The sequence below is a fragment of the Streptomyces sp. NPDC002640 genome, from assembly GCF_053592575.1.
Map to the genome: position 1 here is coordinate 17182 of NZ_JBSFVZ010000025.1, position 18255 is coordinate 35436.

Annotated in this window: 7 protein-coding genes; all 7 read right to left on the bottom strand. The window is 74.0% G+C overall.

Annotated elements, in window-relative coordinates:
* Positions 1 to 21 precede the first annotated feature (21 nt).
* Complete coding sequence (locus tag ACWD3O_RS27475; RefSeq protein ID WP_451417724.1) at positions 22 to 1686, bottom strand: glycoside hydrolase family 1 protein; 1665 nt, start codon at positions 1684 to 1686, stop codon at positions 22 to 24.
* A 238-nt stretch (positions 1687 to 1924) separates the two neighbouring features.
* Positions 1925 to 3103 (bottom strand): macrolide family glycosyltransferase, encoded by a 1179-nt coding sequence (locus ACWD3O_RS27480; RefSeq protein ID WP_451413797.1) that lies wholly within the window; start codon positions 3101 to 3103, stop codon positions 1925 to 1927.
* A 79-nt stretch (positions 3104 to 3182) separates the two neighbouring features.
* Positions 3183 to 3695 (bottom strand): DinB family protein, encoded by a 513-nt coding sequence (locus ACWD3O_RS27485; RefSeq protein ID WP_451413796.1) that lies wholly within the window; start codon positions 3693 to 3695, stop codon positions 3183 to 3185.
* Positions 3696 to 3862: 167 nt separating this feature from the next.
* Positions 3863 to 4381 carry a DUF3291 domain-containing protein gene (locus ACWD3O_RS27490; RefSeq protein WP_451413795.1) on the bottom strand — a complete coding sequence of 173 codons (519 nt, stop codon included), beginning with the start codon at positions 4379 to 4381 and terminating at the stop codon, positions 3863 to 3865.
* A gap of 3 nt (positions 4382 to 4384) precedes the next feature.
* Entirely contained in the window at positions 4385 to 5680 is a 1296-nt protein-coding gene (locus ACWD3O_RS27495; protein WP_451417725.1) for a cytochrome P450, read from the bottom strand.
* 15 nt (positions 5681 to 5695) lie between these two features.
* Positions 5696 to 6556 (bottom strand): alpha/beta fold hydrolase, encoded by an 861-nt coding sequence (locus tag ACWD3O_RS27500; RefSeq protein ID WP_451417726.1) that lies wholly within the window; start codon positions 6554 to 6556, stop codon positions 5696 to 5698.
* On the bottom strand, positions 6549 to 18254 hold the full coding sequence (locus ACWD3O_RS27505; protein WP_451417727.1) for an amino acid adenylation domain-containing protein: 11706 nt from the start codon (positions 18252 to 18254) through the stop codon (positions 6549 to 6551). The genes ACWD3O_RS27500 and ACWD3O_RS27505 overlap by 8 nt, the downstream gene beginning before the upstream one ends.
* Between the last annotated feature and the right edge of the window lies 1 nt (position 18255).

Consider the following 18255-nt stretch of genomic DNA (forward strand, 5'->3'; position numbering starts at 1 on the left):
CCGGTGCGGGGCGGGAGCGGGTCAGTCCCTGCGGCCGAGGACCGCCGTGGACAGGGCGGACGGGGCGGTGGTCGATCCGTCGCCGCCGGGCTCCGGGGTGAGCGGACCGGTGCCGCCGTACTCGGCGCGGACGGCCGGGCTCAGCCGGCGGGACTCGGCGATCTCCGAGTAGACGGACACGGCCTCGTTGGGGATCCGCTCCATGGTGGAGCGGTCGACCCCGTACAGCCCGAAGTTGGCGTTGTAGCCGTGGAGCCACTCGAAGTTGTCCATCAGGCTCCAGTGGTAGTAGCCGCGCACGTCGACGCCGTCGGCGCGGGCGCGGGAGATCTGCTCCAGGGCCCGCACGATGAACTCGGCGCGGCGCTTGGGCGCGTTGGTGGCGATGCCGGACTCGCTGACCAGCAGCGGAAGGCCGGGGTAGCGGGCCCCGAAGTCACTGAGGACCGGGTAGAGGGCGGCCGGGTTCGACTCGTAGCCCATCGCCGGGATGAAGTAGGACTCGTCCAGCAGCGGCAGGCACGGCGGGGCGCCGCAGTTGTCGATGTTGACGACCGGCAGGGTGCCGGGGCCGGGGGTGGCGCCGGGGTCGGAGACGCCGGTGCGGTCGTACAGCTGCACGCCGAGCCAGTCGACGGTGTTCTTCCACTCCGGGTGGGACTCGTCGGGGGTGCCGTCGAGGTCGGCGTCGAAGCTGCCCTTCCACAGGGAGTCGATGAAGTTCAGCTCGAAGAAGCGGCGGAAGCGCTCGGCCGCGGCGATGTCCCTGGGCTCGTCGCTGACCTTGCCGTCACGCACCGGGACGTACTGCTTGACGCTCAGGGTGAGGCCCACGGAGGCGCTGGGACGGTGCTTCTTGATGGCCCGGTACATGGCCGCGTGGGCGTCGATGTAGGTGCGGATGGCCGGCACGAACTTCGTGGAGTAGTTGGTCGGCAGGTTGGCCTTGCCGGGCGGGCCCGCGCCGAAGGCGTGCGAGAACAGCATGTACACCATCGGCTCGTTCAGCGTGGCCCACTCGCGGACCCGGTCGCCGAACCGCTTGGCGATCATCTCCGTGTACGTGGCCATCGCCTCGACGACCAGCGGACCGCCCTCGGGGTGGTCGAGCCCGCACAGGTTGGTGTCGGAGGGACCGTTCGCACAGGTCGGGTCCTCCGGGTTGTCCACCCACACCGGGTTGGAGAAGTGGTGCAGGACCAGGACCGGCTGGATGCCGCGGGCGATCAGGGCGTCGATCTGCCGGCCGTAGTGGGCGAGGGCCTTCTCGTCGTACTGGCCGCGGCGCGGCTCGACGCGCGCCCACTCGATGTTGAACCGGTAGGAGTCGACGTTGAGGTCCTCCAGCAGGTCGATGTCCTCGATCGCCTTGGAGTAGCCGTGCACCCCCTCACCGACGAACGCGCTCCTGCCCATGCCCTCGGGCGCCGGCGCGGTCCACTTGTACCAGTCGGTGTTGGTGTTCCGGTCCTCGATCTGGGTGGCGGAGCTGGCCACGCCGAAGCGGAAGCTGCCCTTGCCGGAGGGGTGGCCCAGCGAGCCGGACCGGGGGAAGGACTCGGCCCGGACGTGCCGGCGGTCCCCGGAGTCGCTCCTTCCGGCCTCGTCGCCGACGGCCGCGGTGGTGGTGGGTATCAGCAGGCCCAGGGCCAGAACAGCGCCCGCAATCTTCGACAGTCGCTTCACAATGCCTTCCAGGGTCGTCTCAGGAGCTAGGGCGGGGCCGCGCCGCAGGGCGGACGCAGTCCCCCGCACGCCACACCCTGGGCGGGACCGCTCGACGGCTGCTCGAACGGGCGTCCAGCCCCGGGAGACCGACCGCGCGGGCGCACGACGAAGGGGCCGGCCACCCGGTGGTACCGGGTGACAGGCCCCTCAGGGAGATCGCCGGCCGTCGGGCCGGGGTCGTGGCGTCGGGCCGGGGTCAGCGCGCCTCGGCGAGGAAGGACTCGATGGCGTCGGCGGCGATCGCCGGGCCGTCGGTGGCCCGCATGGCGCGGCTGAGGCTCTCCACGCGCTCCCGCACGGACGGGTCGCCGGCCACCTCGTCGACGGCCTTGCGCAGGCTCTGCGCGGTCGTCTCCTCCTTGGTCAGGTGGCGGCCCAGGCCCAGCTCCGCCACCCGCAGGCCGTTCGCCCGCTGCTCGTTCATCTGCGGCACGACCACCATGGGCACACCGTGGTAGAGCGCCTCCATGGTGCTGTTCATCCCGCCGTGGGTGATGAACAGGCCGGCCCTGCGCAGCACGTCGAGCTGCGGGACGTGCCGGGTGACGTGGAAGTGGGAGGGCAGGTCGCCCAGCTCGGCGGGGTCGATGTGGTCGCCGACCGCCATCACGACCTCCCACTCGCTGTCGCGCAGCGCGTCGACGGCCGCGCCGAAGAACTCCGGCCAGCCGGTGGCGGCGGTGCCCAGGGAGATGAGCAGCACCGGACGGTCGGTCGTCGGCTCCCACGTGCCCTGGAAGGACCGGTCGCCGAGGCACGGTCCGGCGAACACGAACCGCTCGTCGAAGGTCTCGCCGTCGTAGTGGAACTCGCGGGGCATGAAGACGATGCCGCGCCGCTCGATGCCCTGGAAGAAGGCCATCGGGTCGGCGGGCAGACCGAACTGGGGCAGCAGCGCGGTCAGCTTCCCAATCATGTCCATGACCTGGGGGTCCGAGTACTCGGCCAGCGGGAACTTCTCCTGGATGCTGAAGTGCTCGTTCGCCGCGTAGGACGGGAAGAGCCGCACCACCGGGATGTCGTTCTTCGAGGCGTAGAAGCGCGCCCCCCAGGCCATGAAGTCATGGGCGATCAGATCGGGCTTGTCGTTCTCGTAGAAGGGGCTCACCTGTTCGACGAGGGACGTCGCCTCGTTCAGACACCGGAGTCCTTCTCCCGCGTTGGCCTCCGCGGTGTACGGGCTCCGGTAGAAATCACCGAACACCGACTCGTACACCACGGCCTCGGCGCCGACTCCCTCGACGGCCGGAGCGAAGTGCTCCGTGACGGTGCACGTGACCCGGTTGCCCCGCCGCACCAGTTCTTCGACCACACCGAGCGTCGGGTTCACATGGCCGATCGCAGGGAAATTGAAGAAGGCGATGTGAGACGACATGGGAATACCCCTCTTTCGAGCACCGGACGCTGCGAACAAACTCATTCAACACCGTAGCAGCGCTCTTCGGGGCACCCTTCTAGAACGGAACGTACTTGCCCAGGGCGACGCGCAGGCAACCGATCTGGCCACAGTGGTAGGCGTCGTGCATCTGAATGATCGCCAGCGCCTTTCCGAGGTTCTTCAGGCGGTCGTCACCGACCGGCTCGAGCGGCGACTCGCGGTCGAGGTCGGCCGGGGTGAGCTCCGCGACGAACTCGCGCATGCGGGCGTGGACGGCCTTGTAGAGGTCGATCATCTCCTCCAGCGAGGGCCCGACGGACCAGTCGGAGTTGTCGTTGCCGGCGTAGCGGCGCGAGAACTCCTCGGTCACCAGGGACTGCGTGCCCTGGTGCAGGGTGGAGAAGTAGTCGGTGGAGCAGGTCAGATGGCCCAGGAACCACACCAGCGGCTTGTGCGGGGCCGGGGCGAGGCGCGCGGTGGCGTCGTCGAAGTCCTCGGCGAGCTGGAGGACCATCTCGTGGGCCAGGTCGAAGTGGTGCAGGAAGTGCGTGGTGAGCGACTGCGGGACGGTCTCCAGGGTCGCGGTCATCTTCGCGGGTCTCCGATCGGTCGTGTGCGCTGATTTCGAGCCAGCTGTTCTCTGCGGACAGCTGTTTCCGGGGTCAGCCTGAGGGCCGTCCCTCAAGTGGTCCTCGAGCCCTTCTGGAGGGGTTGTCGAGCGTTTCTCCAGCGAATGCCCGGGAGTTTTCCGGTCTTTCAGTGGTCCGGGGAGGCGAATTCGCTCGTGCCGGGTTCGCGCACGGCGTCCAGGCGGGCCCTGGACTCTTCCCAGGTCGGGAATTCGGCGGTTTCCTCGACCGTCCAGTGCGTGCCTTCCCAGTCGAACATCAGCTCGCGCACGCGGCGGGCCGCGGCGATGTGCGGCTTGGATTTCATGAATCCCGCCAGTGCCGCCTCGTCCTGCCAGATGCTGAGGCTCCTGGTGCTGTTGAAGTTGTTCTCCGATATCGCGAGGGAGACCGCGAGGAGACCGGGGCGCGTGTACAGCTCCTTGAGGATCGCCTCGTTGAGTTCGATGGCGACCGGCTCGTGCCCCGGCTTGGGCCAGCCGACCGACGTCGCCACCAGATGACGCCCGCGGATCGGCTCCCGCAGCAGACCGGTCTCCGGGTCGACGGCGGGGCCGGCCCAGGGCGCCACCACGTTCAGGTCGGACTCGTCGCCTCCGGCGAACTCCTGAAGGGTGGCCGGCGTCGGCCTGTTGTTCTCCGCCATGGTTCAGTTCCCCTTGCGTCGGACGATGAGCCGCTTGATCTCGGCGGCCTGGAGGTGCAGCACCCCGAACTCCGGCCTGCCGGTGATCTCCAGCTGCGGCAGGAGCGGGAGGATCGCCCGCAGGACGGCCCGCAGCTCCAGCCGCGCCAGGTGGGAGCCCAGGCAGACGTGTTCGCCGTGGCCGCCGAAGGCGACGTGGGCACGGGCGTCGCGGGTGATGTCGAAACGGTGCGGGTCGTCGAAGACGGACGCGTCACGGTTGCCCGCCGGATACCACATGGCGACGGTCTCGCCCTTGCGGATGAGCTGCCCGCCGATCTCGGTGTCCTGCCGGGCGGTGCGCACGAAGTTCACCGCGATCGACGTCCAGCGCAGGATCTCCTCCACGGCGCCGTCCACCAGCGACGGGTCCTCGACGAGCCTGCGCAGCTGCTCCGGGTGGTCCAGCAGGGCCTGGACGCCGCCCGTGGTCGCGTTGCGGGTGGTCCCGATGCCCGCGACCAGCAGGTTGAAGATGGTGTAGAGGATCTCGTGGAAGGCGAGCGGCTCGCCGTCGATCCGCGCCCGGGCCAGCCGGCTGAGCACGTCCGTACCGGTGCCGTCGAGCTGGGCCATGCGCTCCTGGACCAGTCCCGCCACATAGCCGTTGAGGGCGGTCATGTTGCGCGCGAAGGTGGCCTCGGCGTCCTCGCCGTCCCGCTGGTTCTCCGGGTCGGCGGCGCCGGTGGTGCCCTCCGTCCACTCGAAGATGTCGTCCCAGTCCTTCAGCGGGGCGCCGACCAGTTCGCAGATGGCGGCGACCGGCAGCCGCGCGGACAGGTGACGCGCCACGTCCACGGCGCCGTCCGCGTCCAGGCGGGCCGCGAACTCCGCGGCGTAGCCGGCCGCCAGCTCGTGGAAGCGCTCCTCGAGCTCCGCGATCGCCTTCGGGGTGAAGCAGGGCGCCATCACCTGGCGCAGATGACGGTGGCGCGGCGCGTCCATGTAGGACAGGGCCGGCGGCAGGTCCGGGGCGTGCCCGAACATCTGGGCGCGCTGCTCGAGCTGGATCTCGAACATGTCGACGGCCTCGGGGGTGTCGAGGGTGACCCGCTGGGCGCTGGAGAAGATCTTCGGGTTGCGGGACACCCAGGCGATGTCCTCGTGCCGGGTGAGCACCCAGAACGGCTCGAAGCCGGGGCGCCGGTACCAGAACACCGGCGCCTCGCGCCGCAGCAGGTCGAACTCGCGGTCGGGGTACCCGCCGTTGGCGGCGTAGGAGGACTCGTCGGTGATGTCGAGTGTGTCCAGGGTGAGCATGTCGGGTTCCTCGGGTCAGCGGGGAGTGTGGGAGTTGAGGAAGGAGACGATCGTCCCCACGGTCTGCGTACGGCGGTCCTCGCTGTCGTGGCCGGTGTCGAGGAGGCGGGCGCCGGGCACCTCGTCGGCGAGCCGCTTGGCCAGGCCCTCCGGGTGCAGCCGGTCGTCGCCGGGCAGGATCAGCAGCGGCCGGTCGAGCCGCGGCATCCACTCCTCGGGCACCGAGAAGTACGCCGAGCCCTCGGGCCACATCCCGTCGCGGAAACGGACCAGCGAGACGACGTAGCGCTCCAGGCGGCGCGCCCGGATCTCCTCCCGGAACTCCTCGTCGCCGTGGAGGCGTCCGGCGTAGGGGCCCGCGGCCGGGTTGCGGGTGAAGCTGCCGTCCTCGGCGGCCGCCGCGATCACCCCGTCGAGGCCCTCGGAGCGGGCGTGGCGCATCGGCTCGTCGTAGGCGGCGAGGAAGTCGCCCAGCGTGTTGCCCTCGGCGAGGCCCACGGGCCGGTCGCAGACCAGGGCCCGCACCCGCTGCGGGGCGTCGTGCGCGAGCCGCCAGGCCAGGGCCGTGCCGGCGCCGGAGGCGACCACATGGGCCTCCTCGACACCGAGGTCGTCCAGCACCGCCAGCAGATCGGCGGTGTGCTGCTCGAAGGAGAACGGCTCGAGGGGGGCCGCGGCGCTGCGGCCGGCGTGCCGCTGGTCCACCGCGATCACCCGGAAGGCGCCGGCGAGTTCGGTGACCGGGTCGTAGGAGTGCCGCGACCAGGAGGCCGCCTCGCCGCCGCCCGCGCCGTCCGCCAGCAGCAGGACGGGGAAGCCGCTTCCGTGCACCTCGTAGTGGATCCGCGCTCCGTCGGGGCGCACTGTCTCAGGCATGCGGTTCCTCCGCTGTGGTGATGTCGTCGATCGTGTTCATGAGCTGGACCGCCATCGCCTCCGCGTTGACGATCGGCGCGGCATGGGTGCCGGGGATGCTCGTCCGCCCGAAGGCGCCGTCGGTCAGGTCGCGCCACACCTCCATGGCGGCCGGCGGCAGCACGGGGTCCTCGCTGCCCTCGACCGCGAGGACCGGCGTCGCGAGCGGGGGGCGGGTGACGCCGCGCAGCACCGTGCGGTGGCTCTCGGCGAGCACGGTGTCGGCGCGCAGCCGGTCGACGTAGGCGGCGAGCAGTTCCTCGTCGTCGAGGACCTGGTCGGGCAGCAGGCCGCGGAAGACGACGGTGAGTTCGTCCAGGCGCACCTGGTCGAAGTCGCCGTCCGCGGTGATCTCGGCGAGCCGGCGCAGCCCGTCGGTGGGCTCGGCCAGCGGCGGCAGCGCGCACGCCGCGACGAGCGCCAGCGGCGGCACACCGGGCCGGTGGGCGAGCCGGTGGGAGACCTCCCAGCACAGCCAGGACCCCTGGCTGTGCCCGTACAGGACGGCCGGGACGTCGAGCCGGTCCGCCAGGGCGGCCACCACCTGGTCGGCGACGGCCATCATGTCGGTCATGGGGGCCTCGTCGGCCCGTTCCTCCCGGCCGGGGAGCTGGATGCCGACGAGTTCGACGTCGTCCGGCAGATGCCGGGCCAAGGGCACGAACCCGCCGGTGGTGCCGCCCATGCCGGCGACGCAGAACACCCGTGCCCGGGGCCGCTCGGCGGGCTTGAGCACCCGGAGCCACGATCCCGTGCCCGGCCGGACCGCGGCGGTGGACGGGCCGCCCTCCGGGAGGAGTTCCTCCAGGATCCGGGCGGCGATCCCGGCGCAGCTCGCGTGCCGCAGGATCATCTCCGTGGTCAGGGGCAGGCCGGTGGCGCGGATCAGCTGGTTGCGCAGGGTCACGGCCATCAGCGAGTCCAGGCCCAGCTGCTGCAGCGGCTGCTCGGTGGGCAGGGTGTCCGCGTCGCGGCCGAGGACCGGGGCCGCCTCGTCGCGCACCAGGACGGTGAGCAGACCGAGCCGCTCCTCCGCGTCCCGCGGGGCGAGCCGGGCCCGCAGTTCACGGCCCACCGACGCCTCGGCCAGGGTGTGCGGCTCCTGCTCCGGCCGCGCCTCCTCGACGGTGTCGAGCAGCGGCCGCGGGCGTGCCGCCCGGTAGGCGGGCGCGAAACGCGACCAGTCGATGTCGGCCACGCCCAGGGCGACGCTGCCGGCGCGCAGGGCCAGGTCCAGGGCGTCGAGGGCGCGGGTGGGGGCCATCGAGCGCAGCCCGCGGGACCGGGCCGCCCGCTCCGCCTCGGCGGAGACCATGCCGCCTCCGGCCCAGCCGCCCCAGTGCACCACGGTGGCGGCCAGCCCGAAGGAGCGGCGGCGGCGGGCGAGGGCGTCCAGCGCGGTGTTGGCGGCGCCGTAGGCCGCCTGGCCCGCGCCGCCCCACAGGCTGGCGCCGCTGCCGTACAGGAGGAAGGCGTCCAGCGGCCGGCCGCCCAGCGCCTCGTGCAGGTGGTGGGCGCCGAGCACCTTGGCCGCGGTCTCCTCGGCCACCGCCTCGGGGGTCAGGTCGCCGATGGCGGCGACGCGGGAGACTCCGGCCAGATGGGCCACGACGGTCAGCGGGCGGGCCTCGTCGGAGTCGGCCAGCCCGACCAGGCGCGCGGTCGCGGCGGGGTCGGTGACGTCGCATGCCTCGACGCTCAGACGCACGCCCAGGGCGGCGAGGTCGGACGCGAGCCGCTCGGTCTCCGGCGTCGTCCCGGCGCTCCGGGAGGCCAGCACGACGTGCTCGGCACCGTGCTCGGCGAGGCTGCGGGCCAGGCGCAGACCGAGCGCGCCCGTACCGCCGGTGATCAGCGCGGTGCCACGGGTGGTCCAGACGCCGCGGCCGGCGGGCGGCTCGGCACGCCGCAGGCGGCGCGCGTACCGGCCGTCGGCGCGCAGCGCCGTCTGGTCCTCGTGGCCCGGATCGGCGAGGTGGGCCACGAGCTGTCCGGCCCAGCCGTCGTACGGCCGCGGCGCGAGGTCCACGGTTCCGCCCCAGCGCAGCGGGTCCTCCAGGGCGGCCACCCGGCCGAACCCGGAGACCAGCGCCGCCGCGGGGTCCGGCGCGTCGTCGGCGTCACCGGTCATGACCGCGCCGCGGGTCAACGCCCAGAGCGGAGCGTCCAGTCCGCTGTCGGCGACGGCCTGCAGGAGGGCGAGGACGGACAGCAGACCGCGGGTCGTGCCGCCCGGCGCGGGCGTCGTGTCCAGCGAGGCCAGGGTCACGACCGTGCCGGGCGGCTGGGGCAGGGCGGCCAGCGCGGCGGCCGCGGTCGCCCGGTCGACGGTGCCGGGAAGGCGGTGCACCAAAGCGCCGGCGGCGCGCAGGGACTCCTCGAGGGAGTCGGCCGCGGCCTCCTCCCCCGCGGAGGTGACCAGGGCGACGGGGCCCGCGAAACTCCCGGACGCTCCGCCCGACGGGGCGAGCGGAACGGGCTCCCAGGTGTCCTCGTAGAGCCAGCCCGCCACCTTCTCGTCGGTGCGCTGCTGTCTGTGCCAGGCGTTGAGCAGGGGAAGGAGCTCCTCGATGCCGCGCCGCAGTTCCTCGGGCGCCTGCAGCAGTTCGGCGATCCGGTCGGTCCCGCCGTCGGCGACGGCGTCCCAGAACGACTCCTCCGCGGGCGAGGCGGCGGCCGGCGGCGGCTGCTCCTCCAGCCAGTACCGCCGGCGCTGGAAGGCGTACGTGGGCAGCTGCGCCACCGGCGCGGCGGGCAGCGCCCGCCGCCAGTCCACGGGCTGCCCGTGCGTGTGCAGCGCGGCCAGGGAGCGCAGCAGCTCACCGCTCCCGCCGTGACCCCGGCGCAGGGTGCCGGTCACGATCGCCCGGTCGTCGCCCTCGGTCAGCGGCATCGCGAGCACGGGGTGCGGGCTGACCTCGACGAACACCTCCAGCCCCGCGTCGATCAGGGCGCGCTGCGCCAGGTCGAGCCGGACCGGCTCGCGCAGGTTGCGCGACCAGTACGCGGCGTCCAGCGCGTCGCCCGGCAGGAGCCCGCCGGTGACGGTCGAGTACAGCGGGACGGTGCCCGGCCGCGGGGCCAGCCCGGCCAGCTCCGCCTCCAGGGCGGGCAGCAGGGCGTCCATGTGGTGGCTGTGCGAGGCGACCGGCGCCTCCAGCTTGCCACACACCACGTCGTCGTCGTCCAGGTCGAAGAGCAGGTCCTCGATGGCGTCGGCCTCCCCGGAGAGCGCCACCGACGACGGGGTGTTGACCGCCGCGACGGAGATCCTCCCGTCGTAGCCGGCGATGCGCCGGGTCACCTCCTCCAGCGGCAGTTCCACCACCGCCATCGCGCCGACGCCCGCCACGCCCTGCAGGGCACGGCTGCGCACGGCCACGATCCGCGCCCCCTCGGCCGGCGTCAGGGCGCCCGCGACCACCGCCGCGGCGATCTCGCCCTGTGAGTGCCCGACCACGGCGGCCGGTTCCACGCCCAGTTCGCGCCAGGCGGCCGCCAGCGCCACGTACATGGTGAACATCACCGGCTGGACCACGTCGAGCCGTTCCCACGTCAGCTCCGGAGCGCCCCGGCCCAGCAGGACGTCGGTCACCGACCAGCCCGTCCACTGCGCCAGCGCGGCGTCGCACTCCCCGACGGCCCGCGCGAACGCCGCCGACCGGTCGAGCAGGTCGACCGCCATGGCGTCCCACTGGGCGCCCTGTCCGGGGAAGACGAAGACCGGCCGGCCGGCGGGCCGGGCCGTGCCGCGGGTGACGGCGGGGTGCGAGCGGCCCTCGGCCAGCGCGGCGAGCGCGTCGCGCAGCGCGGGCACGTCGGCCACGCAGACGGCCGCCCGCTCGCCGAAGTGGGCGCGGCGCGTCGCGGCGGTGGCGGCGATGTCGGGCAGCGGGGTCCGCGGGTTCCGCTCCAGCCAGCCGGCCCACCGGCCGGCCTGTTCGCGCAGCGCGGCGTCGTCGTGGGCGGACAGCAGCACCGGCAGCGCCGCGTCCCCGCCCGAGGCGCCCGAGGCGCCCGGGGCGTCGACACCGGACGGCTCCGGGCGCGCGGGGGCCTGCTCCAGCACCACGTGCGCGTTGGTGCCGCCGATCCCGAAGGAGGAGACGCCGGCCCGGCGCGGACCGGTCTCCTCCTGCCACGGCACGTTCTCGGTGTTGACGTAGAAGAGGTTGGGGTCCATCCCCATCTCGGGGTTGGGGTGCTCGAAGTTCAGGCTGGGCACCAGCTCGCCGTGGTGGACCACCAGGGCGGCCTTGATCAGACCGGCGATGCCCGCGGTGGCGTCCGCGTGACCGATGTTGGTCTTCACCGAGCCGATCGCGCACGGCTCCTCGCGCTCCGACGCGCCGAACACCTGCTGCAGGGCCTGCACCTCGATCGGGTCGCCGAGCGCGGTGGCCGTACCGTGCGCCTCGACGAAACCGATCGTCGACGCGTCGACGCCGGCGACCGCCTGCGCCTCGGCGACGACGTAGGCCTGGCCGGCCACGCTGGGCGCGGTGAACCCGGCCTTGTCGGCACCGTCGTTGTTGACGGCGCTGCCGCGCAGGACGGCGTAGACGGTGTCCCCGTCCTCCAGTGCCTCGGAGAGCCGGCGCAGCACCAGGACGCCCACGCCGCTGCCGAAGACCGTGCCGGCGCCCTTCTCGTCGAAGGCCCGGCACCTGCCGTCCGGGGAGACCACCAGGCCCTCCTGGTGGACGAAGCCCTGCTTGAGCGGGATGGTCAGGGACGAGGCGCCGACCAGCGCGACGTCCGACTCGCCGCGCAGCAGGCTCTCCCGGGCGAGGTGGGCGGCCACCAGCCCGGTGGAGCAGGCCGTCTGCACGGTCAGGGCGGGGCCCCGCAGGTCCAGCTTGTGGGAGACGCGGGTGGCCAGGTAGTCGGCCTTGCCGCCGATCATGGAGCGGTAGAACGACGACATGTCGTCCGCGGCGGGCTGGGGGTAGCCGCCGAAGCCGGTCCCGCCGAAGACGGCGACCTTCCCGGTGAAGGCGTCCGGGACGATGCCGGAGTGCTCCAGCGCCTGCCAGGAGCATTCGAGGAACAGCCGGTGCTGCGGGTCCATGACCAGCGCCTCGGCCGGCGAGTAGCCGAAGAAGGCGGCGTCGAAGAGGTCCGGGTCGTCCACCAGGCCGCGGGAGCGCACGTAGTCGGGGTCGGTCAGCTCCTCCTCGGTGGCGCCCGTCGCGCGCAGTTCGTCGTCGGTGAAGTGCGTGATGGACTCGACGCCGTCCCGCAGGTTGCGCCAGAAGGTCTCCAGGTCGGGTGCGCCCGGAAGCTTGCAGGCCATGCCGACGACGGCGATCGCGTCCTGCCCGTTCTGCTCCCGCCGGGCCGCGGTCCGCTGCCGGACCAGGGTGTCCGGGGAGCCGTCGCGCAGGTGCCCGGCGAGCCGCCGCACCGTCGGGTGGCGGAACAGGGCCGACAGCGGGAAGCTGCGGCCGAGCCGCGCGCAGATCAGCTTGTGCGCCTCCAGCGCCGTCATGGAGGTGGCGCCGAGTTCGAAGATGCCCTTGTCCAGGTCGACGGGCGAGACGTCCAGCACCTCCGTCCAGGCGCCGGCGATCAGGCCCTCCAGGTCGTCGCCGGCGACCGGACCGCCCGACGGGGCCGCCGCCGTGGGCGCGTCGAGGGCGAGGAGCGCGTTGCGGTCGACCTTCTTGTTGGGGGTGTGCGGCAGTTCGTCCATGCGGATCAGCCGGGACGGCACCATGTAGGCGGGAAGCCGGGCGGCCAGCAGGTCGCGGACGTCCTCGCTCCCCACGGCCTGCCGTGCCGTGTAGTAGAGGCACAGCCGCGGGTCGCCGGGCACGTCCTCGCGCACCACCGCGGCCGTCCCGGTCACGGCGGCGTGCTCGGCGGCGACGGCCTCGACCTCGCCCAGCTCGATGCGGTGCCCGCGCAGCTTCACCTGCGCGTCCGCCCGGCCGCAGAACTCCAGCGTGCCGTCGGCGCGGTAGCGGACCACGTCCCCCGTGCGGTACATCCGCCCGCCCGGGAGGAACGGGTCGGGCACGAACCGCTCGGCGTTCAGCTCGGGCCGGTCGAGGTAGCCGCGGGCCACCTGCAGCCCGCCGATCCACAGCTCGCCCCGCACGCCGCGCGCGACCCTGCGGCGCGCCTCGTCGAGCACGTACAGTCGGTTGTTGGCGAGCGGTTCGCCCAGGGCGACGTCGCCGGGCCGCGCGTCCCAGGCCGCCGACCACACGGTCGTCTCGGTCGGCCCGTACATGTTCATCACGCCGTCCGGGCACAGTCGCAGCAGCTTGCGCGCCAGGCCCCGGTCCAGGGCCTCACCGCCGACGAGGATCTTCTTCAGGCCCTGCACCAGCGAGCGGCCGTCCGGGTCGGCGAGCAGCATCCGCGCCAGCGACGGGGTGCACTGCAGGTGGGTCGGCGCGTACGGCACGTACCCGGCCCACGCGGCCGGCCCGCCCCGCGCGACCACCACCCGGTAGCCGCGGGTGAGGGTCCACAGCAGTTCCAGCGTCGAGATGTCGAACGACAGGCTGGTGACCGCCAGCCAGGTGTCCGAGGGGCCGCCGCCGACCCGCTCGTCCATGGCGGCGCAGAAGTTCGCGAACTGCGCGTGCTCCAGCTGCACGCCCTTGGGCAGACCGGTCGACCCGGACGTGTAGATCACGTACGCCAGGTCCGACGGAGCCGGCAGTTCGAGGTCCTCCGGCACGGGCCCGGCGCCGGACGTGTCCAGGGCGTCGGAGAGGAGCACCTCGAGCCCGTCGTCGGCGAGGTCGCCGGCGCCCTCGCGGGTGGAGACGACCACCCGCAGGCCGCTGTCGGCGATCACGTGCTCCAGCCGGGCCGCGGGGTACTCGGGGTCCAGCGGTACGTAGGCGCCGCCCGCCAGCCAGGTCGCCAGCACCGCCACCACCAGGTCCGCGGAGCGCGGCAGGTGCACGCCCACCAGGGACTCCCGGCCGACGCCCGCGGAGCGCAGGTGTCCGGCCATGGCCCACGACCGGGCCAGCAGGTCGCGGTAGGTCAACGGCGCGTCGTCGGCGACCAGGGCGGTGGCGTCGGGCCGGGTGCGCGCCTGGGCGACGATCCGCTCCAGGGCTCCCGGCGCGGTCACCGACTCCGCCGAGACACCGCCGTGTTCCTCCAGCCAGGCCAGCTCGGCCGCGTCCAGGACGTCGAGTTCGCCGATCCGGCGGGTGGCGTCCGCGGCGACGGACTCCAGCAGCGTGCGCAGCGAGGCCGCCAGCCGTTCGGCCGACGCCCGGTCCAGCGCCGCGGGCAGGTACTCCAGTTCGCCGCGCATGCCCGGCCCGCCGGGCGCGAGGGTGAGGCCGACGTCCGCCTTGGCCACGCCGCGGGGAGCTCCCCCGACGGCGCCGTCCTCGCGGGGGACCCAGGCGTGCTCGCCCTCGCCGAGGGCGGGCAGCTCCGAGCTCCGGTAGTTGAAGACGGCCCTGAAGAGGGGGTTCTCGTCGTCGGCGCGGGCGCCGCCGACCGCCCGCACGATCTCGGTCAGCGGGACGTCCTGCCGCTCCATCAGCGCCAGGACGCGCCGTCCGGTGGCCGCCAGCACGTCGGTGAAGGCCGGGTCGCCGGTCAGGTCGCAGCGCAGCGGCAGCGTGTTGACGAGGAAGCCGCTGATGCCCTCGGAACCCGGCAGCTGGCGGTTGGCCCAGACGGTGCCCACCGCGAAGTCGTAGGTGCCCGTGGTCCGCGCGAGCAGGGTGGCGAAGGCGCTCGCGTACAGCGCGTACGGCGTCACGCCGGCCCGGGCGGCGATCTCCTCCAGGCGGGTGTGCAGCGAGGCGGGCAAAGTGAAGGGGACGGTGCCGCCCTCGGTGCCGCCCGTGGTGCCGCCGGTGGTCACCGGGGCGAACTCCAGGCGCTCGGTCCCCTCCAGCTCACCGCGGTAGAGGTCCAAGGCCCGGGCGAAGTGGCCGTCGGCGACGGCGTCCCGCTCCCAGGCGGCGAAGTCGCCGAGGTGGAGGGCGGGCTCGGCGTCGCCGGGCTCCTCGCCGGCCGCGAACGCGTGGTAGGCGTCGAAGAGTTCCCGGGTGAGCAGGGACAGCGACCAGCCGTCGGTGACGGCGTGGTGCAGGGTCAGGCACAGCAGCTGCTCCCCGGCGGTGTCCAGCAGGGCGCAGCGCAGCAGGCTCGGGCCGCCGAGGTCGAAGGGCCGGAGCTCCTCCTCGCGCAGGCGCTCCTCGACCTGCTCGGGCGACGCGGCGGTGAGGTCCTCGTGGCTGAACGGCAGGGCGTAGTCGGTGGTGACCACCTGCACGAAGTCGCCGTCGCGGGTCGCCAGGCCGGTGCGCAGCGCCTCGTGCCGGTCCATGACGTGGCGCAGGGCGCGGGCGAGGACGCCGGGGTCCAGGGGCCGTGCGACCCGCAGGAACAGCGGCGTGTTGTACCGGGAGGTGCCGGGGGTGAGCTGTTCGAGGAACCACAGCCGCTTCTGGCCCTCGGTGGCCGGGTGGACGTCGCGTCCCTCGGAGCGTTCCAGCGGCCGGGAGACGGGCGCGGTGAGGTCGAGCCCGCCGGCCAGCAGACGCGCCGCGATGTCGCCGGGGGTCGGGTGGGCGAAGGCGAGGTTGGTGGGCAGGGTGGTGGCGAGGAGCTCGGCCAGCCGGTTGCGCAGCTGGAGCGCCATGATCGAGTCGAGGCCGAGTTCCTGCAGGCGCTTGCCGGCGGGCACGGGCTCCGCGGCGCCGAGGACGGCGGCCGCCTCCTGCCGGACGACCGTGGTGAGGGCGTCGGCGCGTTCCTCCTCGCCGAGCGCGGCGAGCCGGGCGCGCAGCTCCGCGCCCTCCCCGGCGCCGCTCCCGGTGCCGGCGGCGTCCTGCGACGCGTCGGCGAGGCGCTCGAGCTCGGCCGGGTCGAGGGTGCGCACACCACTCACGCCGGTCCAGTAGGCGCGGCGCTGGAAGGCGTAGGTGGGCAGGCCCACGGCACGGGAGCGCGGCAGCGCGCCCAGCACGTGGGCCCAGTCCACCGCGAGGCCCTGGGCGTGCAGGGCGCCCAGGGACCGCAGGAGCTGCTCGGCGCCGCCGTGTCCGCGGCGCAGGCTGCCGGCCACGGCGCCCTGGACGCCGGCGGTGGCGCCGGTGAGGGCCGTGCCGAGCACGGGGTGCGGGGAGATCTCCACGAAGACGTCGAAGCCGTCGGCGACGAGCGCGTCGAGCGCCCGGTCCATGCGGACGGTGCGGCGGGCGTTGCGGCACCAGTAGTCCGCGTCCAGCGCGGTGCCCTCCAGGACACCGCCGGTGACGGTGGAGTAGAACGGCACGCTCCAGGCGGCCGGCCGCAGCGAGGCGAGCTCCTCGGCGAGGCGGGGCAGCATCGGGTCGATGTGCGCGCAGTGGCCGGCGGTGTCGGAGGCGATCCGGCGGCAGAAGACGTCCGTGCCGTCCAGCGAGGCGAGCAGACGTTCCACGGCGTCGACGTCGCCGGACACCACCACCGAGGCGGGGGTGTTCACCACGGCCACGGACAGGGCGTCGCCGTAGGGGGCGATCAGGTCCTCGACCTCGGCGAGGGGCAGCTCCACCAGGGCCATCGCGCCACGGCCGCTGCACTCGCGCAGCTGGCCCTGGGACCGCAGGGCGGTCAGCCGGGCGCCGTCGGCCAGGGTCAGCGCCCCGGCGACGACGGCCGCGGGCACCTCGCCCTGGCTGGAGCCGACGACCGCGGCGGGCTCGACGCCCAGCGAACGCCACACCTCCACCAGGCCGATCATCACGGTGAACAGGGCGGGCTGGAGCACGTCGATGCGCTCCAGGGACAGCTCGGCGTCGGCCTGGCCGCGCAGCACGTCGAGCACGGACCAGCCGGTCCACGGCTGCAGGGCCGCGTCGCACTCCTCGGCGGCGGCGCGGAAGACCGCGCTGTCGGCGAGGAGTTCCCGGCCCATGCCGACCCACTGGGAGCCCTGCCCGGGGAAGACGAAGACGGGCTTGCCGCGCTCCTGGGCGAGACCGGCGGTCACCGCCGGATGGGACGAGCCGTCCGCCAGGGCGCGCAGCGCCTCGGCGGCCTCGGCCGGACCCTCCGCCAGCACGCCGGCCCGGGCCTCCAGGTGGGCCCGGTGGAGGGCGGCGGTGCGCACGGTGTCCCGCCACGGGGTGTCGCCGTGCTCGGTCAGCCAGTCGGCCCAGCGGGCGGCCTGGGCGCGCAGGGCCCGCTGGTCGTGCCCGGACAGCAGCAGCGGGAGGGCGCCCGCGCCGGCGGCCCCCTCGCCCGCGGTCGCGTCGGCGGCGCCGTCGGTCGCGGCGCCGGAGGCCGCACCGTCGGCGGGCGGCTCGGCGGGCGCCTCCTCCAGGACGACGTGGGCGTTGGTGCCGCTGATACCGAAGGAGGAGACGCCCGCGCGGCGGACGCGTTCGCCGCGCGGCCAGGGCGCGGCCTCCTGCAGCAGGGCGAGCCCGCTGTCCTGCCAGTCGATGTGGGGGCTGGGCTCCTCGGCGTGCAGGGTGGGCGGCAGCGTCTCGTGCTGGAGGGCCAGCACCATCTTGATGACGCCGGCCACTCCGGCGGCGGCCTGGGTGTGGCCGATGTTCGACTTGGAGGAGCCGAGCCGCACCGGGCGGTGCGGGTCCCGGCCGGGACCGAACACCTCGGCGAGCGCGCCCGCCTCGATGGGGTCGCCGAGGGGCGTGCCGGTGCCGTGGGCGTCCACGGCGTCGATGTCGTGGGGTTCCAGGCGGGCGGCCGCGAGGGCGTCGCGCACGACCCGCTGCTGGGCGGGCCCGTTCGGCGCGGTCAGCCCCTGGCTGCGGCCGTCCTGGTTGACCGCGGAGCCGCGGACGACGGCCAGGACGCGGTCGCCGTCACGGCGGGCGTCGGAGAGCCGCTTGAGGACGAGGATGCCGACGCCCTCGGACCAGATGGCGCCGTCGGCGTGGGCCGAGAAGCTCTTGCAGCGCCCGTCGGGGGCCATCGCGCCGAGCCTGCTGGACTCGACGAACATGGCGGGCGAGCTCATCACGGTGACGCCGCCGGCCAGGGTCAGGTCGCACTCGCCGGAGCGCAGCGCGGTCACCGCGGAGTGGATGGCGACGAGGGACGACGAGCAGGCCGTGTCAATGGTCAGGGCGGGACCCTGCAGGCCGAGCGCGTAGCTGACCCGGCCCGAGACCACGCTTCCGGAGATGCCGGTGCCCTGGTAGCCGTCGAGGACCTCCAGGGGGGCGTTGCCGGTGTCGTAGTCGGAGCGCATCGACCCGAGGTAGACGCCGGTGCGGCTGCCGACGAGCGTGTCGGGGCGGATCCCGGAGCGCTCCAGCGCCTCCCAGGAGGCCTCCAGGACGAGCCGCTGCTGCGGGTCCATCGACACCGCCTCGCGCGGCGATATCCCGAAGAGGTCGGCGTCGAACTGCTCGAGGTCCTCCAGGAACCCGCCGCGGTCGGCGTAGCTCTTCCCCGGCGCGGCGGGATCCGGGTCGTGAAGGTCCAGCCCTTCCCAGCGCGCGGGGAACGGCCCGAGGGCCTCGCGTCCCTCCGCGAGCAGTTCCCAGAACTGCTCCGGCGTGGCGATCGCGCCGGGCAGCCGGCAGGACATGCCGACGACGGCCACCGGCTCGTGGAGCCGCTCCTCCAGCTCGGCGTTGCGTTCCTGCAGTCGCAGGACTGCGGCCATCGCCCGCCGCAGCCGGTCCTCGTTCGCCTGGGCGTTCATC